This is a genomic window from Shewanella sp. SM20, from assembly GCF_025654545.1.
GTDB classification, from domain to species: domain Bacteria; phylum Pseudomonadota; class Gammaproteobacteria; order Enterobacterales; family Shewanellaceae; genus Shewanella; species Shewanella oncorhynchi.
Genome location: NZ_JAKKRK010000069.1, coordinates 1 through 18,957, shown reverse-complemented (window position 1 = coordinate 18,957; position 18,957 = coordinate 1). Strand labels below are relative to the sequence as shown.

At 46.4% G+C, this 18,957-nt stretch carries 17 protein-coding genes and 2 pseudogenes; 6 read left to right on the top strand and 13 right to left on the bottom strand.

Going from position 1 to position 18,957, the window contains the following annotated elements; all coding sequences use genetic code 11:
* Positions 1–208 (top strand): transposase domain-containing protein (locus tag L5M18_RS20835; RefSeq protein WP_263197534.1); only part of this gene is annotated, 208 nt, incomplete at its 5' end.
* 42 nt (positions 209–250) lie between these two features.
* On the opposite strand, the pseudogene L5M18_RS20830 reads toward L5M18_RS20835, so the two are convergent.
* Positions 251–1,015 (bottom strand): annotated as a pseudogene (locus L5M18_RS20830) (glycosyltransferase); the annotation flags it as partial.
* Between the two features lie 282 nt (positions 1,016–1,297).
* Between L5M18_RS20830 and coaD the strand changes: the two are divergent.
* Positions 1,298–1,789 carry a pantetheine-phosphate adenylyltransferase gene (coaD, locus tag L5M18_RS20825; protein WP_105250747.1) on the top strand — a complete coding sequence of 164 codons (492 nt, stop codon included), beginning with the start codon at positions 1,298–1,300 and terminating at the stop codon, positions 1,787–1,789.
* Between the two features lie 90 nt (positions 1,790–1,879).
* Positions 1,880–3,355: a capsule assembly Wzi family protein gene (locus L5M18_RS20820; RefSeq protein ID WP_263162642.1), complete on the top strand. Its 1,476-nt coding sequence runs from the start codon at positions 1,880–1,882 to the stop codon at positions 3,353–3,355.
* A gap of 72 nt (positions 3,356–3,427) precedes the next feature.
* Here L5M18_RS20820 and mutM read toward each other — a convergent pair whose 3' ends face one another.
* The 8 genes from mutM to L5M18_RS20780 form a co-directional block, all read right to left on the bottom strand.
* Positions 3,428–4,243, bottom strand: coding sequence for a bifunctional DNA-formamidopyrimidine glycosylase/DNA-(apurinic or apyrimidinic site) lyase (mutM, locus tag L5M18_RS20815; protein ID WP_263167915.1), 816 nt, complete (start codon positions 4,241–4,243; stop codon positions 3,428–3,430).
* 36 nt (positions 4,244–4,279) lie between these two features.
* Complete coding sequence (locus L5M18_RS20810; protein ID WP_263198471.1) at positions 4,280–4,735, bottom strand: hypothetical protein; 456 nt, start codon at positions 4,733–4,735, stop codon at positions 4,280–4,282.
* Between the two features lie 90 nt (positions 4,736–4,825).
* A complete protein-coding gene (gene moaA, locus L5M18_RS20805) occupies positions 4,826–5,809 on the bottom strand; it encodes a GTP 3',8-cyclase MoaA (RefSeq protein ID WP_131524425.1) in 984 nt (327 codons plus the stop codon).
* Between the two features lie 16 nt (positions 5,810–5,825).
* Complete coding sequence (locus tag L5M18_RS20800) at positions 5,826–7,637, bottom strand: bifunctional molybdopterin-guanine dinucleotide biosynthesis adaptor protein MobB/molybdopterin molybdotransferase MoeA (protein ID WP_263198469.1); 1,812 nt, start codon at positions 7,635–7,637, stop codon at positions 5,826–5,828.
* A 36-nt stretch (positions 7,638–7,673) separates the two neighbouring features.
* Positions 7,674–8,264, bottom strand: a complete 591-nt coding sequence (gene mobA, locus L5M18_RS20795; RefSeq protein WP_113940167.1) for a molybdenum cofactor guanylyltransferase MobA — start codon at positions 8,262–8,264, stop codon at positions 7,674–7,676.
* Positions 8,248–8,958 (bottom strand): energy-coupling factor ABC transporter ATP-binding protein, encoded by a 711-nt coding sequence (locus L5M18_RS20790; RefSeq protein ID WP_263198467.1) that lies wholly within the window; start codon positions 8,956–8,958, stop codon positions 8,248–8,250. The genes mobA and L5M18_RS20790 overlap by 17 nt, the downstream gene beginning before the upstream one ends.
* Positions 8,959–8,961: 3 nt before the next feature.
* On the bottom strand, positions 8,962–9,669 hold the full coding sequence (locus L5M18_RS20785; protein WP_168826136.1) for an ABC transporter permease: 708 nt from the start codon (positions 9,667–9,669) through the stop codon (positions 8,962–8,964).
* Positions 9,666–10,490, bottom strand: a complete 825-nt coding sequence (locus L5M18_RS20780) for a substrate-binding domain-containing protein (RefSeq protein ID WP_212599451.1) — start codon at positions 10,488–10,490, stop codon at positions 9,666–9,668. Before L5M18_RS20780 ends, L5M18_RS20785 begins: the two co-directional genes overlap by 4 nt.
* Positions 10,491–10,774: 284 nt before the next feature.
* Between L5M18_RS20780 and L5M18_RS20775 the strand changes: the two genes are divergently transcribed.
* Positions 10,775–12,157, top strand: a complete 1,383-nt coding sequence (locus L5M18_RS20775) for a sigma-54-dependent transcriptional regulator (RefSeq protein ID WP_105250738.1) — start codon at positions 10,775–10,777, stop codon at positions 12,155–12,157.
* A gap of 1 nt (position 12,158) precedes the next feature.
* Complete coding sequence (locus tag L5M18_RS20770) at positions 12,159–14,312, top strand: cache domain-containing protein (RefSeq protein WP_105250737.1); 2,154 nt, start codon at positions 12,159–12,161, stop codon at positions 14,310–14,312.
* A gap of 339 nt (positions 14,313–14,651) precedes the next feature.
* Here L5M18_RS20770 and L5M18_RS20765 read toward each other — a convergent pair whose 3' ends face one another.
* Positions 14,652–15,110, bottom strand: a complete 459-nt coding sequence (locus L5M18_RS20765) for a GNAT family N-acetyltransferase (RefSeq protein ID WP_219251452.1) — start codon at positions 15,108–15,110, stop codon at positions 14,652–14,654.
* A gap of 100 nt (positions 15,111–15,210) precedes the next feature.
* Complete coding sequence (locus L5M18_RS20760) at positions 15,211–15,870, bottom strand: 7-cyano-7-deazaguanine/7-aminomethyl-7-deazaguanine transporter (RefSeq protein ID WP_219251451.1); 660 nt, start codon at positions 15,868–15,870, stop codon at positions 15,211–15,213.
* Positions 15,871–16,075: 205 nt separating this feature from the next.
* On the opposite strand from L5M18_RS20760, the gene L5M18_RS20755 reads away from it, so the two are divergent.
* A complete protein-coding gene (locus L5M18_RS20755; protein WP_219251450.1) occupies positions 16,076–16,816 on the top strand; it encodes a substrate-binding periplasmic protein in 741 nt (246 codons plus the stop codon).
* A gap of 21 nt (positions 16,817–16,837) precedes the next feature.
* Here the strand turns inward: L5M18_RS20755 and L5M18_RS20750 are convergent, their stop codons facing one another.
* Both L5M18_RS20750 and L5M18_RS20745 read right to left on the bottom strand, forming a co-directional pair.
* A complete protein-coding gene (locus tag L5M18_RS20750; RefSeq protein WP_263198464.1) occupies positions 16,838–18,196 on the bottom strand; it encodes an isochorismate synthase MenF in 1,359 nt (452 codons plus the stop codon).
* Between the two features lie 529 nt (positions 18,197–18,725).
* A pseudogene (locus L5M18_RS20745) lies at positions 18,726–18,957 on the bottom strand (IS4 family transposase); the annotation flags it as partial.

Here is an 18,957-nt window from a genome sequence, read left to right as displayed (position 1 = left end):
GCGCGCCATCAAACCGTTCGTGATTGGTCGCAAGGCGTGGTTGTTCGCCAATACCAAGACGGGAGCACAAGCCAGTGCGGCACTGTACAGCCTGGTCGAGACCTCAAAAATCAACGGACTGGAGCCGTATGATTACCTATGCCGCTTATTAACCGAGCTACCCAAAGCCAACACCCAAGAGAAACTACAGCAACTCCTGCCTTACTGATCACCAGCCACACCGCAAGGTGTGGTTGGCGTTACGCTTACGATTATGTTGAAAACCGGGTGTGATAATTCGGTGCTCAACACCGTATTTTTTGGCTAATTTACGCGCTTTATTTGGTCGATTACAGAGAAGCACGAGTTTCGGTGCTGTCGGCATATCCCTCAATGCTTTGAAGAGAATGTCATGGCGCTTTTGACGAGTGACTCTACCCACATGGATCATATAAGGCTCATTGGGAATTTCGGCGATAACTTCTTGAGTCTTAATTTTTATTTCTTCTAAGCGAAAAGGGTTGTAGATGGTTTGCACGCTCTGGGGTTTTAACCAAGAAGTGGCTCTGAGTTCGTCGGCAATACCATTTGAGACTGTGATGATTTTTTTGCCGATCAGAGCCTTGGCTTTTTTCCATCTGCGCCAGAAGTGTACTGGACCGCGTTTTAACTCCATCAATAACTCTTGTTTTAACGCACAATGACAGAAGTAGTAGCAAGGATCGAAATGACAGCCGGAAACAACAACATCGCAGTCAGTTGAATTACTTAGAAAGAGTGAAAACTTGCCCGTTTTTTCGGCGGCGCTCACTTTAGCTTTGAGTTGTTGTATCTGCTCCTGTAGCGAAGGTTTTTGACCCGCTTCAAACAGATAATGAATGGTCACATTTTGCGGAGGTATAAAATCGCCTTCCCTGTGAAACACAAACAAATGTACATCTTGTCCTGCTTCCTGTAACACTTCTGCCTGCGACAAGGCGACTTTCACTGTGCCGTTGGAGAAAAAGTTATGGCAAAAAATCGCGATTTTCTTCATATATGCTCTTCTGCGTGTCTTCAAACGTCGTTTTTAAACCTAACACTGCTCAGTGTATATCGTTAAATAGGGGAGCAACATTGTATGTGGTCGGTTTTAATTTCGTGCAACATTATACCTGTTCGTGCCTTTACATGGGCTTAATCAATAGCGTTCTTGCTTATTTTTAAGTTTTTTATCGGTATTTAAAGTCGTTTTTGCTGCGATTATTCACTCGCTTGGCTAAAACGAGTAGACTTGCGAGCAATGATTTTTGGCATCCATGTGAGTTGAGTCAGCAAAGTGCATACAAGAGCAATTTACCCAGGGACATTTGATCCTATCACCAATGGTCATGCCGACTTGATTGAGCGTGCGGCTAAACTGTTTAAACATGTGGTGATTGGCATTGCGGCTAATCCTTCCAAGCAGCCTAGATTCACCCTTGAAGAGCGAGTTGAATTGGTCAATCGGGTGACTGCTCATTTGGATAATGTTGAGGTGGTGGGGTTTTCGGGGTTGCTAGTGGATTTTGCCAAGGAGCAAAAGGCCAGTGTACTTGTGCGTGGGTTACGCGCGGTATCCGACTTTGAATATGAATTCCAATTAGCAAATATGAATCGCAGATTGAGCCCTGATCTGGAAAGCGTATTTTTAACGCCTGCCGAGGAAAACTCATTTATCTCTTCAACCTTAGTTAAGGAAGTCGCTTTGCATGGTGGCGATGTGAGCCAGTTTGTTCACCCTGAAGTAACTGCTGCATTGGCGGCAAAGCTTAAGTTGGTTAAACCCTAGATTTTACCTGCGTACCTGATGGTTTTTACGTAGGCGTTTTGTGTTAACTTTGAGGCATTGTTGCCTTGTGATGATACTTAAAAGGATGTTATGAAGGCTTTTTTTCCCCCCACGATCCTTGCTACTAGCATTGCCTCTGGCCTGTTTTTTTCTTCAATGCTTGCTGCTGCACCTTGGGTCGATGCCTCTGATATTTATCTTAGAGCTGACATTCAAGCACTTGCTGATGCGGGTGTGATCACTGTGCCAGTGAATACTTATCCATTGATGTGGTCAGGCATTGGTGGTGATTTAGCGAAAATTGAGCCTGAGCTGCTTTCTCCCTCTTTAGTACAAGCCTTTGCACGGGTTAATTTTTATTATCAAAATGCTGTCGATAATCGTGGTAATGCACGGATAAAAGTATCGGCAGCATCTGATCCTGCTCGCTTTCAACATTATGGTTCTGACTATCGCGAGAAAGGTGAAGTGCTGGGCTCCTACGAGTATTTAGGATCGCGTGTTGCTTATAAGGCGACTGTGGCAGAAACCTATGATCCGCAAGATAATAAAAATTTCCGCCTTGATGAGTCTTATTTTGCCATCATTTTTGGTAATTGGATCGCAACCTTAGGCGCGGTTGAGCAGTGGTGGGGACCGGGGTTTGACTCGGCTCTACATCGTTCTAATAACGCCCGCCCTATGTCATCGTTAACCTTGAGCCGTAACAATGCCGCGGCCTTTGAAACACCTTGGTTATCTTGGATTGGTCCTTGGACCTTTAAAACCGGATTTAGCTTAACTGAAGTGGATCGTGCTGTGCCTAAGACGGCTGAGTGGGATATGCGCTTAAGTGCAAGACCGATTAAACAGTTAGAAGTGGGATTGTCTTGGTCGACCTTATTTTGTGGTGAGGGCCAAGATTGTAACTTTGACTCTTGGTGGGATTCGGTTGCGAGTAATGCTGTTTGTATCGATGGTACAAATGATTGTGCGCCGAATGAGCGCCGCGATGCAGGCCATAGAACTCAAAGTATTGATATGCGTTATGCCGATACTTTGCAGGATATCCCTGTTGGATTATATCTCGAACATAGTTGTGAAAATGGTAGTGACTGCGGCTCACTTTGGGGGATTGATACCCATTTTGGCACATCGGGTAAGCAGTTTAAGTTGTTCATGGAATATTCGGACACCTATGTAAAATGCGATGGTGATAGTGCCAATTGTTTCTATGAGGATCCTGTCTATCTGAGTGGTGCTCGCTACTATGGTCGTGCTTTGGGTTCTACCTATGATAGCGATGCACAAGTGTTCGTGGTTGGATTAGTTGGCCAGTTTAATAACAGCCGTGGTTTTACCTCGTTGCTGCGTTATGCGAAGCTGAATAAAGATGGCTCCAATGTGGCGAACACTTGGGCACCACAACCGCCAAAAGAAGATTTATTGATGCTGGAGCTTTCTTACCGTATGCCTGTGTGGAAAGGCATGTGGAGCTTAGGTGGAACAGTATCGAGATCGGAATTTGAAGTTCAAGAAAATGATACAAATGCCACGCTATTTAGCAGTTTTGAGTATCGTTTTTGACAGATATAATTGATTAAATAACGAAAAATGCCAAGCACTTGCTTGGCATTTTGGCTTATAAATAACGCAATATTAGCGTGTTTGGCAAATGCCACAAAAAACTGTGGTGCGCTGGCCTAAACGGATTTCACTCAGCAAGTTACCGCAGCTTGTGCAGGTTTCACCGCCGCGACCATAGACATGCAGTTTTTGGGCGAAGTAGCCCGGCTTGCCATCGGCATTGGTGAAGTCTTTCAGCGTGGTGCCACCCTGTTTAATGGCGTGGGCTAAGATTTGCTTCACTTCTGCAACTAAAACGGTCAAACGCTCGATATCGATTTTACCTGCTTCGGCCTCTGGGTGAATGCCCGCCGCAAACAGGGCTTCATTGGCGTAAATATTACCCACTCCCACCACTATATGATTATCCATCAGGCAGAGTTTGATGGCCTTTTTCTTGCCCGCTAAAGCTGCCGCTAATTGTGCGACATTAAAGGCATGGGTCAGTGGCTCTGGCCCCAGTTTGGCGAGTAATGGATGCGCTTCTTCTGGGAGTTCACACCATAGCCAAGCACCGAAACGTCTGGGATCGTTAAAACGTAAAATGCGGCCGTTGGCGAGCACTAAGTCGATATGGTCATGCTTTTCCACTGGCGTGTCGTGGGGCAAAATCCGTAAACTCCCTGACATACCCAAATGCACTATGCTGGTGCCCGCGTCGGTGTCGATTAATAGATACTTAGCACGGCGTCGCACTTGGCGTATGACTTGGCCGATAATCTGTTTGGCTATGTCAGGCACTGGCCAGCGCAACGAGCCATTGCGGATCACAAGATCAACTACGGTTTGCTCGACAAGGTAGGGGGCAATACCCTGACGGGTGACTTCAACTTCTGGTAATTCCGGCATGGATTCTTTCTTATCTTAAGTAAAATGGGGTGGCATTTAAGTTGCGGGTTTCGCATCGAGGATCGGTTGCAGTTTAGATCTTAAACTCGGTGGTACTAAATACCAATTACCTGCGGGAGACTTTAAGGCGCCTTCATTGGGAAAATAGATCCACAGTTGAGCATCGCGGATATCTGCAATCTGGATGACTAATTCTTGCGGATTATCTGTGGTTTCTGGCGCGGTGGTTAAGGGGGATACCCGTATGGTTTGCCACGCCTTTGCCCATTCATCACAGTTGAGGATTTTAGTGTCGCACTCCCATTGTGATGCTTGCTTGTGCAGCCATAACCCGTCGAGTTGCAGCTGTGAAAGCGGCGCATTATCGTCAAATAGCAGCTGAGCATCACTCGGAACATTATTGGTCTTGTTATCCATAAAAGTCAGCACGGCGACCATAAAGACGCAGGCGACAATAATGACGTTATTCCATTGCTTACGAGTTAAGGCCATAGAAATGTGTGACGCTAAGTATGGGGTGATGCTTCGAGTTTATCACGGCCAAATTGAGATGCTAGCCCTTAAGCGATGGAGTGGTGATGCTTAACCGCCAGTGGCATTCATAAAGCGTAGGATTTGTACCTGATTATTGCCAAAGTCGTGCTGCTTAGGCTTGAGATTAATTCCCGCGAGAATAGCGACTTTTAATCTTTCAATATCAGCCGGAAATTCCCGGACTATGCTTTTGAGATCAACGGCATGTTCATTGCCTAAACACAGCAGTAATTGGCCTTCGACTGTGACGCGCACGCGATTACATTCGTGGCAGAAGTTGTGGCTGTGGGGCGAGATAAAGCCGATATGGATTGGGCTGTCGGCCATAGTGTAATAACGTGCTGGGCCGCCGGTACGTTTGTTGGAAAGCTGTAGCGGATAGTGACTATTGATGATGGCTTTTACTTCATCGCTGCTGCAATGACGGGCGCGTTTCCGCTCATCCATTTCGCCAAGTGGCATTTCTTCGATAAAGGCGATGTCTAAGTTACGGCCACGGCAGAAATCAACTAAATCAATAACTTCATTATCGTTCTGCTGTTTTAAAATCACCGCATTAATCTTAATACGTTCAAATCCCGCCGCAATAGCCGCATCAATACCATCGATGACTCTGTCTAATTTGCCGTTACGCGTTAGCTGAGTAAACAGTGTGGGGTTTAAGGTATCTAGGCTGATATTGAGGCGCTTTAATCCTGCATCAAACATGGGTTTAGCGAATTTTGTCAGCCTTGAACCATTGGTGGTCATGGATAAATCCGTCAGCCCAGGCAGTTTGCCAAGCAGACCCACTAGCTGATCGCAATCGGTGCGAACTAAGGGCTCACCGCCGGTCAGGCGAATTTTAGTCACACCAAGCTCGGTAAAGGCTTGGGCAATCCAAGCTAATTCTTCGAGGTGGAGTACGTGGTCCTTTGGCAGAAAACAGGGATCTTCCGTCATGCAATAAACACAGCGAAAGTCGCAGCGGTCGGTGACCGAGAGCCGTAAATATTCGACCTTACGGCCAAAGGAATCCACAATTAGACTCATAAAAACTCACTGGATCCTAAAGCAGATCCGCAAAGGGTTGAATAAATACAGTTTCACCTGCATTCACGGCTTCTGCATCATCCCCTATGATGATGAGGCAATTCCCTTTAACCATTGAACTTAACATCCCAGAACCTTGGTTGCCCGTGCTACTAACGTGTAGGCGTCCATCTTTACCAAGCTGATAAATCCCGCGAATAAATTCGGTGCGGCCTTGGCGGCTTCGTAGAGTTTCATCACTTATTGCAGGGAATAGCTGCGCTTGCCAGTTCACTTCACCTGCTAATTTTCGTAAAGCGGGCTGCACAAATTGCAGGAAAGACACCATGACTGCGACTGGGTTGCCAGGTAGCCCGAAGAATAAGCTGTCATTCACTTTACCAAAGGCGAGTGGCCGACCCGGACGCATGCTAATCCGCCAGAAATCAATTTTTCCGAGGCGTGCAAGCACGGTTTTAATGTAGTCCGCATCGCCGACAGACACGCCACCCGAGCTAATGACGACATCAGCAAGGTTGGCGGCTTTAGCGAGAGTTGCTTCAAGGGCGGCTTCAGAATCTTCGATAATGCCTAAATCGATAACGTCACAACCGAGACGTTTTGCCATCGCTTTGATGGTAAAGCGGTTTGAGTCATAAATGCAGTTAGCTTTGAGCACTTCGCCGGGCTGGCTCACTTCATCGCCGGTAGAGAATACTGCAACAGTTGGGCGGCGATATACACTCACGTGATTGAGCCCGAGTGAGGCTAGTAAACCTTGTTCGGCGGCGCTTAGGCGAGTGGCTTTTGCAAGTGCGACTTGGCCTTGAGCAATATCTTCTCCAGCGAGGCGAACGTGTTGGCCAGAAAGAATGCGGCCTTCAAAGCTAACAATGCCATCGACTTCCTTGGCAAGCTCTCGGGGCTGCACTGTATCAGCACCTGCAGGCACTGTTGCGCCCGTCATGATACGCACGGTTTCGCCGACTTTAAGCGTGGCCGAATATTGATGACCGGCAAGAACCTCTCCCACCAATTTTAATGTGGTAGGCATTGGGTCTTGATAGACAAAGGCGTAGCCATCCATCGCCGAATTGGTTTGTTGTGGCACGTTGACGGGAGAAATGCTGTCGCTGGCTAGTACGCGGTTATCTAAGGCATCTAACTCAATGTCTTCAATCTCTGCCACAGGTGATACATGGGATAAAATCTGCGCTAAACCTTGGCTGACGGTAAGGTTTTTGTTGTTGCCTATGGCGCAGGTATCCACGGCCGAAATGGGGTATTGGAGTGGCGCTTCCCAGTTTTGGGCGTACTCCATCACAAAATCGGCAATCTGGCTGACATTGTTGAGATCGAGACGGCGCAGCTCATTCGGGAGTGCGTCGTTTGGCAACTGAGTGTCATCGCAACAGGCGATGGCGAGGATATTCTCATCTTGGGTGTAGATAAAAGGTTTGCCGTGGGCGGCGCGGTGCAATTCAATTTTAGGTAATGCGAGCTTTTTAAAGCCTTCGACGAGGACGATATCGACTTTGTCGGCTTCGATTTGCTTGAGTAAATGGACTAACTCAGGATCGCCATCGCGCGCATCTTCTGTCATCAGCGCCCAGCGTACATGGGAGGCGACCAGCATTTGTCGCGCACCCGCTTTACGCATTTCGTAACTGTCTTTGCCGGGAATATCTACGTCGAAATTATGGTGGGCATGTTTGATTACGGCTAAGCGCAGGCCACGTTGATTTAATTCGGGGATCAATTGCTTGAGTAAGGTGGTTTTCCCCGTGCCACTGTAGGCACAAAATCCGAGAACGGGAATAGCGAGCGGATTGACGAAGGGGTTACTCATTTGCACCTCTAATTTGGGTTATTGGAGCCTTTTTAGCTATTGGGTGATTTCTATCGCTAGTCGTTGTTTTTGTTCTGGCGTATTCACATTCACAAAAGCATTGGGCTGGTCGGCGAATGACGCTACGACGAAGTGATGTTTGATATACCAAAAGTCCACTTTACGCTCACCCGCCTCAAGAAACGCTTTCATCGAGTCACGTAAGCTAGGTTTTAAGAGTAAAACAACGGGTTGTTCATACTCACCGTCACTGGCAACAGCAATCTCGGCTTTTTCTGCTTCAATTGCTGCCAACATACGCGGAACAAGGTCGAGTGGCAGGAGTGGGCAGTCGCAGGGCACTACCAATAAGTAGTCTGCATCTGTTTGGCCCATAGCGGTGATCATACCCGCTAAAGGTCCGAGGAAACCACTATGCTCGTCACTTATCACCTTAAAACCGAACTCAGCATAACGTGTTTGGTTACGATTTGCGTTGATCAGGATCTCCTTAACCTGAGGTTTTATTCTATCTATTGTGTGCTTAATCATGGCTTCGCCGTTTAATTCGACGAGACCTTTATCGTCGCCACCCATGCGACGGGCCATACCACCGGCGAGAATAACGGCATCAATTTGCGATGACATACAAAGGCTCCTGTGCTGGCAAAGATTCAGGCTGTTGATAAGAGGTCATCACGCGCTCACTTTCTATGTGCCACTGTTGTTCGCAGATGGCGGTTAGCGCGCAATTCTGATGGCTACTCAGTAACATTCCTGTGCCTTCGTGTTTGAGTTGTTGGATCATTTTTAATACTAGCTCTTGGGAATCCTTGTCCATATTGGAGGTGGGTTCATCGAGCATTAATAGTTTAGGTTGTAGGATCCAAGCGCGCGCAATCGCGAGGCGCTGTCTTTCGCCACCAGAGAGATTACTGGCCCTTTCGTGCAGCAGCGACCCTAGCTGCGCCATCTCAATTGCTTGAGTAATCCGCTGTTTAGCCTTGGCTTTTGTTTCTGAGCTGAAATTCAGCCCATAGGTGAGATTATATTCTACTGTGCCGTCGAACAAATAAGGATGTTGGTGCAGATAAACAGCCTTACCTAACAATGGATTGCGTCGCCACCAAGCATTTTTGGCAAAACCGACAGCCTTAATATGGCCTTTGGTTGGTGGTATTAAGCCTGCCAGAATTTTCATCAAGGTTGATTTGCCTGTGCCATTGTCGCCTTGCAGATAAATCACATCTCCTTGGCAGAGCGATAATACGTCGGCTTTGAATAACAGGCGCGCACCAAAGGACATTTCTACGTCACGGGCGATCAGTTTGACCTTAGTCATTGCTTAATGGCTCCTTGGCATGGCTTTGCCGCGTAAACTACCTAAGGCAAAGTTGAGGATCAAGGCCAAGATTAGCAGCACTAGCCCGAGGGCGATAGCTTGGGCGAAGTCACCTTTGCTGGTTTCAAGTGCGATTGCGGTAGGAATATTACGGGTCACGTTTAAAATATTGCCGCCGACCATCATAGAGCAGCCGACTTCGGTCAGAATGCGACTAAACGCCGCGACAATCGCCAGCAGTAAGGGCATGCGCAGTTCTCGGCATACTGTCCACACTGCGCTGCACCAAGAGGCACCTAAGGTGCGTGAGGTTTCCCAAGCTCTGCGATCAACGCTAGTGAATGCGGCTTGGCTCATTGCAATTAGCACGGGGGCACAGATGAACATTTGCCCGAGAATCATGCCTTCTTGGGTAAATAACCATTTTAGATCGCCCATAGGACCGTTGCGCGTTAGCAGTAAATACACGAGTAGACCGATAACCACTGTCGGGATTGATTGCAGAGTTTGAACTAAGTTAGTGACTATCCATTTGCCGCGAAATGGCGCAAACGCCAACACAAAGCCGAGCACCATGGAAGGAACCAGCGTGATCAGCAGTGCCGCGAAAGAAACCGAAAACGAGATCGAAATGATGGACCAAACGTCAGGGTCTAAAGAAAACAGCAGGCTTAACGCCTGCTGTAATAGTGCTAGCCAGCCGTCGTTCATTCGCTATAAGTTGCCTTGAACAATTGCTCGCCTTCAACTTTGAAGCTGTTGATCATGCTTTGACCTTCTTTGCTGATCAACCAGTCGCTGAATGCTTTAGCGCCTTTGTGGTTCAGATCTGGGTATTTAGTAGGGTTGATGAGAATGACTTGGTATGGGTTGGCTAAGGTTTTACCACCATCGAAATCAACGGCAAGATCGAGCTTAGTTTTATAAGCCACGAAAGTACCACGGTCAGACAGAGTGTAACCTTGCATTTCGTTTGCCATCAGCAGGGTTTTACCCATGCCTTGACCGACTGAAGTATAACCTTTGAAGTTAGGAGTAACATTTGCCGCTTTCCATACTTCTAACTCTTTGATGTGAGTGCCTGAGTTGTCACCACGAGAGATAAAAGGTACGCCTGATTTTGCCATTTTAACGAAGGCTTCTTCGGCCGTTTTGCTGTCACGGATTTTTGCTGGGTCGTTTTTAGGGCCAAGTACTACGAAATCATTTTCCATAATGCCACGGGGCTCAACACCAAAACCATCGGCTACGAATTTGGCTTCGGCGCTAGGCGCGTGAGTCATGACTAAATCCACATCACCTTGCTCACCTAGTTTCAGGGCTTTACCTGTACCTGTGGCGATGACTTGAACCTTGTAGCCTGATTCACTTTCGAACTTAGGTAACAGTTCTTTCAATAGGCCTGAGTTTTCTGTGCTGGTGGTGGTGGCTAACTTGATAATTTCAGTCGAGTGAGCGGGTAAAACAGTGAACATACTGGCTGCAACAACCAGTCCCAGTAATGACTTCATATGAGATTTCATGTTTAGCATGGGTACTCCTTGGCGGAAAATAGGATTCCAACTCAAATGCCTACTGAGTGGAAGGTCTCGTAAATTGTAATACGTTCGGTTGAAAGCAAGTTAGATGCCAAGCTGAGAATGCGGTCATTTTCTTCACAGCTTAACCTAATTTGTGAGCTTGATCCCAAGCTTAACAAATACTCTACAGACAAATTGTCTCAGGACAAACTTCTGATGGTTCATAGTGACCTATTCATCTATTTTCAGTGCTAGAATTGGTCGCAAATGAGTCAAAATGTCCAGAAGCAGACAATATGAGCCAGATAGATAATAACCTCAAGCCTCTTCCATCGGCAGTATCGGTACTGATTGTTGATGATGAACCCGGAATGCGGAGTTTTTTAAATAAGGCACTCTCGAAGAAATTTGCCTTAGTCGAAACGGCGGGCAGTATCGAAGATGCGGAGCAGCTGCGTAGCCGTTGCCATTTCGATTTGCTTATCGTTGACATTCGTCTGCCTGGTCGTTCGGGTATCGAATGGCATGAAGCGTTGGATGAGCAGGGGCGTCGTTCGGACATCATATTTATGACTGGCTATGCTGACATGGAAGTCGCGATTACCGCGCTACGCGCGGGTGCGTCTGACTTCATCATGAAACCTTTCCATCTCGAACAGATGATGACTGCGGTCGATCGCTGTATCGAACGTCGCTTGCTTAAACGTGAAAACTTGATGCTGCGTCGTGAGGTTTCAATCGGTTATTCATCGACCATTATTGGCAGCAGTGAAGCCATGAAGTCGGTGAAACATATCATCGAACGTGTGGCGCCGACCAATGCCGTCGTCTTGATCCAAGGTGAGTCGGGCACGGGTAAGGAATTAGTCGCACGGCAATTGCATTTGCTTAGTGGACGTCAGGGACCTTTTGTCCCAGTTAACTGTGGCTCTATCGCCCCTGAACTGCTCGAAAGTGAATTGTTTGGCCATACCGCCGGTGCCTTTACGGGTGCGAAAGGCAATCGTGAAGGTTTATTCAGTTTTGCTTCTGGCGGGACGATTTTTCTCGATGAAATTGGCGAAATGCCACTAAAAATGCAAACGGCTTTACTTCGAGTGTTAGAGCAAAAAGCGATTCGTCCTGTGGGCAGCGAGAAAGAAGTTAACATTGATGTGCGAGTGATCGCGGCCACTAACCGTACTCTGATTGATGAAGTGGATGCTGGGAATTTCCGTCGAGACTTATATTATCGGCTGAATGTGCTCGATATTTTAATCCCGCCATTACGTGATAGACCCGAAGATGTAGTGGAGTTAACCCATCATTTCACTCGCCAACTTGCCGCTGAATTAGGGGTAAGAGAAGTCGTATGGAGCCATGAAGATATGGTGAAACTACAGCAACACGAGTGGCCTGGTAACATTCGTGAACTGCGCAACATGATTGAGCGTTGTATTTTGCTGGGCAAACCGCCAGCGGAATATTGGAAGCAACAGCTGAAGAGTGAGTCTTTATCCACATCGGGTTATCCATTGGATTGGCCATTGAAAGACGTGGAAAAACACCATGTGACCAGTGTTGTGGACTTACATTCTGGCAATAAGTCTGCCGCGGCGAGGGATTTAGGCGTATCGCGCAAGACCTTAGATCGCAAGTATAAAGAGTGGTTTGATTTTAGTGGCGAACAGGAGTCATAGGGTGTCATTCTTCACTCACTTTTTTGGTGTCAGTTGGCAGCAAATGCAGGCCAAGGTGCGCTATCGCATATTAATCCTGACGTTACTGCCCATTTTACTGACACTGGTGAGTTTAGTGTTTATCACTATTTACTGGAACATCAGTTACACAGGTAAGCAGCTGTTTATGAAGGTTAAAGCTGACTTATCTGTTGCCGAAAACACTTTGCAGCAAGTGCAAGTACGCCAAGAAAAACAACTTGAACGTGTGGTGACGTCTTGGACTTTTCAAAATGACTTTAGGCCACTTTTCAGTGGTAAAGAATTAAGTGGCGAAGTCAGCTACCGAGCCAGTATTGATGCTTTTCTCCTTGAACAGAAAAAACAGCTAAATCTCGATTATCTGCGTTTAGTCAGTGTTGCCGAAGCGGCCGCAGACCCAGATTTACGCCAAATCCTTCCTAAGTTAGATGGTTTATTACCTTACTCCGGCTTGATGGTGCTGCCGCCCGAGCGTTTAGCACGTATCGACCCCGAATTGGCTATCACTGCGAGCATTCCGATAGTTGCAACCTTGCGGGCGCAGAGCCCCGTTAAAACCGTTGAAGAACGTGGTTTATTGAGCCGTAGCCTATTGCCCGTCCCTGATATGGAAGGCAAAGTGGCTTGGTATCTCGATGGTGGGATCTTGTTTAATCGCGATACTCGAATTGTCGACCACATTCGTGATCTGGTATACGACAAAGGCACCTTGCCCGAGCGTTCCATCGGTACTGTGACCATCTTCTTAGATAACATCCGTATTTCCACCAACGTGCCGCTGCATTTTTATCCCACAGGCAATGAGACGCTGGGCCGCGCGCTTGGCAGTTTAGTATCGGAGGAAGTGAAAGACAAAGTGTTAACTCAAGGTGAGCAGTGGGTCGATCGCGCTTTCGTATTTAACGATTGGTTTATTTCCGCTTATGCCCCCTTAGAAGATGTTCGCGGCCAACGTGTCGGTATGATCTATACTGGCTTTTCTGAATCGCCATTTATCCATAATTATTTACTCAATATCATAGAGCTAGGCACGATTCTAATGTTAGTGCTGTTGGTCTCTGGCCTGCTGGTTTATCGCGGTGCTTATAGTTTATTGCAGCCCATTGAACGTATTCACCATGTTGTACAAGCAGTGCAGTCGGGGCGCAATATTCGTATCGGCGCCTTAGGATTAGATAGGGATAATGAGTTATCGAACTTAGCCGAGCAATTTGACAGTATGCTTGACTTGCTACAGCGTCGAAATGCCCAAATTCAAGCGGCTGCAGAACAGCTTGAAATGAAGGTTGAAGAGCGTACTCGCAGCCTGCAGGATAAAACCTTAGAGCTGCAACGTAACGTGGCATTACTAAACGAAACACGTCAACAGCTCGTCACTAACGAGAAGCTCACAGCTCTTGGCGAATTGACCGCAGGTATTGCCCATGAAATCAATAATCCGACGGCCGTAATTCTTGGCAATATGGAATTACTGCGCTACGAACTTGGTGATAATGCTGAAGTAGTAAAAGAAGAAATTGATCTAGTCATTCAACAGGTTGGGCGGATCAGCACTATCATCCGTAGCCTGTTGCAATACAGCCGACCTGGCGAATTCAACGCACCACTAGAAATGCATCCGATGACTCCCATTATCGAAGAAATGTTGGTGTTGGTGCGACATTCGATTCAAAAACAAGAAGTCGTGCTGATCACTGAGTTAAACGCCAGTTGTCCAGTACAGGTTAATCGTCCGCAGTTGTTGCAAGTCTTGATTAATCTTGTAGTGAATGCGGCGCATGCGATGGACGGTAAAGGACGTATTTGGGTGCGAACCTATGACTGGGTGCAGCAGGATATGCCGATTGGCGTCAAAATCGAAGTGGAAGATGAAGGCTCAGGGATAGCGCCAGAGCAGCTTGGACGGATTTTCGACCCTTTTTATACCACACGTAAGGATGGCACTGGTTTAGGTCTTTCGCTCAGTTACGGCATTATCAAGCGGATTGGTGGCACGATAGAAGTGAGTTCAACTTTGGGTAAAGGGTCTTTATTTACCATAGGTTTGTATCATGAAGCGAAGGAAGATCAGCAAAATAATCCCTACGATGGCTTACACTTTGCGGGCAACTACAGCGATATGTCTGCAGATTAGTCTTATCCCGTTAGATAGGCAGTGTGTTGTATTTGGCTGATTAAGTTTGAATTAAAATATGTCGAGCGATTGCTGGCTTTGTATTATGTGGCTTTGCATTACTGATTTTTAGGCAAAAAAAAAGCCGGATGATGAGTCCGGCCACAAAGAGTGTGTGTGAGCAATGTCGTGCTTGCAAACTCAGGAGCTCCATAACAACGTCGATTACCAGTCATCGTTGTTAAAGATGAGTTTTGGAACGCACGTTAACGATAATCATTCTCAATTGTGTTTGCAAGCTATTTATTGCAAAAAGTGCACATCTTTACAAATATCGTTTTGCCCTCATCCATTAACGGTTTAGATCGACTTGCACAGATACAGTTTATGATCGACTAAGCTTTTAGGATCGGCTGTTAGTTCAGTAATTAAATATTGATTACTGATCAATAAATTAAGCATCGCAGGAAAACGATTCATCGTTTTCACCTGAATATGATTATAGCCATGGCGGCGTGCCCAAGTTTCTTGATATTCGAGTAGACTCTGCGCTAAGCCTAAACGTCTAAAGTCGGATGCAACGCCACCTAACCAGCTATAAAATATAGCCTCTTCTTGCTCATAACCCAGTTTAAACCCTGCCAATTCACCTTCTACATATGCGACTAAGATCAAACATGTCTTGCCCTGTAAGCGCTGGTCCAACACTTCGTTTGTGAGTGGGTGATCGAGCTCTGGGATTTGTTGGCTAAGTTGGATAAGCTGAACGGCTAACTCGGGAGTCAAACTTGACTCTGCTTTAATTTCAATAGAATACATAGTTTACTCTCATAAAAAATAAGCCCCACTCGCGCGTTAACAGGAGCAGGGCTGAGCTATTAACTGGTTAAATTATAACAGGTCTGGCCAGTTGGGTTAATCAGGAAATTGATTCTTGCGGATTGGCTCGCAAAATCTTGTCCTGTAAGACTTTTAGCAAAACACCGTATGCCGGTAGGAAAAGGCCTAAGCTCACGATTAGCTTAAAGCCGTAATCGACTGTAGCGATTTCGGGCCAATTGGCTGCCATAAAGCTATCGGAAGAGGCGTAAAAGGCGATACTGAAAAAGACTAAAGTATCGACCAGATTTCCGACTAAGGTTGAGGCGGCTGGGGCGACCCACCAAGAGCGACTGGCTCGAATACGGGCAAAAACCTTAATATCCATCAACTGACCAATCAAATAAGCCGCGAAGCTGGCAAAGGCAATTCGGAACACAAAGGTATTCCACTGTGCAAGTGAATCAGTACCTTGAAAGCTGCCTTGATGGAACATCACTCCCATCACGTAGGAAATCATCAAAGCGGGAATCATAGCTTTGAGTATGATGCTGCGTGCGGCTTGTTGGCCAAAAATACGGACAGTGAGATCTGTGGCTAAGTACACGAACGGAAAGCTGAATGCCCCCCAAGTTGTGTGGTAGCCAAACAGTTGAAATGGCAATTGTACTAAGTAGTTGCTGACGCAAATAATCAGTATGTGGAATCCTACTAATAGGAATAAAGCGCGGCGAAGCTGCGCTGTGGTTAACATTAACATATGTGGCCTTTTTAGTTGTGTAGGGCGGGGTGAGGGAACCCGCTAATATTCAATTTATTATGTTTACGACTTTATTGCCGATGACAGCGTGCTGAAATCGGGTCGCCATTATAGTGGTCGAGTTTTAAGATGCAAGTCTGCTGTTTAAATGTGCACATAGAATGAAAACTCTTCTACACTTTGAATACGTCGAAGGAGGATAGCCATGAGACGATTTTTTGCTACTTTTTGCTTATTTTTAGCTGTGTTACCTGTATCTGTTTCCGCCGCTCAGCCGATAGTGGTCAATGTCGCAACGTCAACTTGGGAGGGATTTGCCAATCGTGATAAAACGGGTTACTACTTCGAGTTACTTCAGCGGATTTTCCCTGAGCCAGAATGGCAACTCAATGTGCAGTTTATGCCTTTTGCCCGCAGTTTATATCTTGTTGAGCACAATCGTACCGATATCACGCTCAGCGTTTACAAGGGTGATATTAAAAAGGGGCTATTAACAGAGAATATGGTTGAAGTGGACTCTATCGATGTGGCTGTTACTGCCGAGGCAGCAGCAGGCTGGACCGGTATTGAAAGCCTATCCCACAAGAAGGTTCAGGCCATGCTGGCCTACAGATACAATATGCTGACACCTGTGCCTATGTATTACGAAGAAAGTAGCGATATGTTGACTATGCTCAATAGCTTAAATGCTGGACGTATAGATGCCGTGCTAGATTACAAACCTAATTTACTTACGTTTGTTCCTAAATTAAAGGCGCCACAAAATTTTGTGATTATTCAAGGTGTACTCAAGGCCGAAACCTATTTTGTTTTCGCTAACACCGAGAAAGGCCAGATGTTGAAACAACATTTTGACCTTGCACATAAGCGCTTAATCGATTCGGGTGAACAGGACAGGCTTTACCTTGAAACGATTGAAAAACGAAGGGCTGACGGCGCTGAATAGTCTTAATGTTTACTAGGCTTATTACATTTCGAATAAAATCGACATTATGGTTGCGAGTTTATTTTCAAGCTCTTGCCACTCAGCTTCGGGCTCAGAACCTGCAATAATTCCCGCCCCCGCAAATAGATTAATCCGACCGGGTTCGATCAGCGCACTGCGGATCGCTACCGAAAACTCACTCTCATATTTATTGAAATAGCCGCAGGCACCGGCGTACCAACCACGAATATAACCTTCACGTTGACGAATAAAGTTTAGCGCTGAATATCGCGGCAAGCCGCCAACTGCAGGAGTAGGATGCAGGGCTTGTAACAGTTGGAAATCATTCACGCCCGGTTTCAATTCGGCTCGAATTGCACGGTGTAAATGTTGAATATGGTTCAGCTTAAAAATAGTCGCTAATTCATCGGCGCCAACATAATTGCTCAGCGGCGTGAGCATATTCACTATGTGACTGCGAACAAGTTGGTTTTCAACGCTATTTTTGTTGTCTTCTAATAAAGCGTTCGCCAGCGCAATATCTTCTTCTCGATTGAGACCGCGTACCGTTGTACCAGCAAGTGCCTCGGTAAATAGCTCCTGCTGACGGCGGCGGAATAAACGCTCTGGTGAGCAAGAGATAAAAGTGCGATCTGGGCTAAATTGAAAGCCAAACTGGAAACTATTGGGATTACGGCCCTGCCAGCAAGCCAGCACCATCCAAGGATCGATAGGTTCGTTGACTTCAAGTTGTGTTAAGCGGGATAACACGACTTTTGGGGTATCTTGATTGAACTTAGGATCCACCACTTGCTCGACTAATGTCTTCCAACGTTCAAAATCAGGTTTGTCACTGCGCCCAAGTGGAACGATCTTTTTAGGTGGCGAGAGTGGCTTAGCAGGCATGACAGCTTCGATAGCGCCGATGGCCTTATCTATCTCGCTATGGTGATCATTATCAGCAAAATTAAGATTCACTAATAGGCTAAATTTGTTACCACTGCGTCTAAATTCAATGCGCGGCAGGATAAAGCGGCTATTACCGAACTCAGGCCAAGACTCTATAGTGCGATCGAAGGCAACACCGCCATAGTAGCGAATATTCTGATTCGTCGATAAGGCTCGCTGCTCTTGGTAGGCCATGGCCAGTTGCTGATCATTGATTCCGGTTTCAAATCTAAAGTCTTTGCACGCCCCTATCGCCGCGACTTCTTCGATTCTGTCGCGCCCATGCCAGTAGATCCTTGGGTATTGAGTCTGTGATGCCAGCCATGAAATTAAAGGCATAGCGACAGTGTTTAGTGACAACTGCACTATCGGTTCCGTCGGTGGAACTTGCTTTAATTGAATGAGTTTGTCGATGAGAGACTTAAGGTCTTCAGACAGGGCATGAACGGGCAAATAGAACTCCAAAGATAACGGATGAAGGCGAAAGCTGAAGGTCACTCTGTCAGCGTCAGTAAATTCGACTCAGGTTAATGTCCTCTTTTACAAGCCATTTACCTGTAGTGATTTTAGTCTGTAAATAAGAATCTTTCGCTCAAATTAAAGGCCACGGTCGAGTGTGTCAAGATGTAAGGCCCTATCGTGTGACTTTCGCCATAGTCTCATTTTACGCTGATAAAAAATGTGACTTGAGTGGGTCTTTTTGTCGGGCAAGTCACCCTCGGTGGACATTTTGTCTCTTAGTCGCTAAATGTACTTTCCCTTTGTCGTAATTAGTCGATCTAGGTTGGTTTTTAAACGTTTTTCGGTTGAGACAGAATAATCGCGGTCCACAATAGCTTGCACATCTTAAATTTTCTACGTGACAAGTTAGATGTCTATTAACGTATGACTCGCCGTGGGGAATGAAAGACGACTAGGGTGAAGCCTTGTCATAGGCTGTTCGTTAGATCTTTATAGGCAGATATAGCACTGAAGGATCCCCTCATAAATCAGCCATAGCATAGCCATATTTGAGCAACTGATTGGCGAATAATACCCAGGCCGCCAGCAATTCTTTCTCCGTGATTTGATAATCAGGCCGCCTGAGTACCTCCAATCCCAAGCGAATCGTTGAGAGTACCGTTCGATGCCCAATGGTATTGGCCTGAAAATGCTTATCCCAGCCCTGTTGCTGTGCGTGTAAACCAACTAGCCACAACAGGCATTGAACCATC

Coding starts and splice junctions, on each gene's coding strand:
- L5M18_RS20760 (WP_219251451.1), bottom strand. CDS start 15,870: ATGTTAATGTTAACCACAGCGCAGCTTCGCCGCGCTTTATTCCTATTA.
- L5M18_RS20820 (WP_263162642.1), top strand. CDS start 1,880: ATGAAGGCTTTTTTTCCCCCCACGATCCTTGCTACTAGCATTGCCTCT.
- L5M18_RS20775 (WP_105250738.1), top strand. CDS start 10,775: ATGAGCCAGATAGATAATAACCTCAAGCCTCTTCCATCGGCAGTATCG.
- L5M18_RS20780 (WP_212599451.1), bottom strand. CDS start 10,490: ATGCTAAACATGAAATCTCATATGAAGTCATTACTGGGACTGGTTGTT.
- L5M18_RS20785 (WP_168826136.1), bottom strand. CDS start 9,669: ATGAACGACGGCTGGCTAGCACTATTACAGCAGGCGTTAAGCCTGCTG.
- L5M18_RS20800 (WP_263198469.1), bottom strand. CDS start 7,637: ATGAGTAACCCCTTCGTCAATCCGCTCGCTATTCCCGTTCTCGGATTT.
- L5M18_RS20790 (WP_263198467.1), bottom strand. CDS start 8,958: ATGACTAAGGTCAAACTGATCGCCCGTGACGTAGAAATGTCCTTTGGT.
- mobA (WP_113940167.1), bottom strand. CDS start 8,264: ATGTCATCGCAAATTGATGCCGTTATTCTCGCCGGTGGTATGGCCCGT.
- L5M18_RS20765 (WP_219251452.1), bottom strand. CDS start 15,110: ATGTATTCTATTGAAATTAAAGCAGAGTCAAGTTTGACTCCCGAGTTA.
- moaA (WP_131524425.1), bottom strand. CDS start 5,809: ATGAGTCTAATTGTGGATTCCTTTGGCCGTAAGGTCGAATATTTACGG.
- L5M18_RS20755 (WP_219251450.1), top strand. CDS start 16,076: ATGAGACGATTTTTTGCTACTTTTTGCTTATTTTTAGCTGTGTTACCT.
- L5M18_RS20810 (WP_263198471.1), bottom strand. CDS start 4,735: ATGGCCTTAACTCGTAAGCAATGGAATAACGTCATTATTGTCGCCTGC.
- mutM (WP_263167915.1), bottom strand. CDS start 4,243: ATGCCGGAATTACCAGAAGTTGAAGTCACCCGTCAGGGTATTGCCCCC.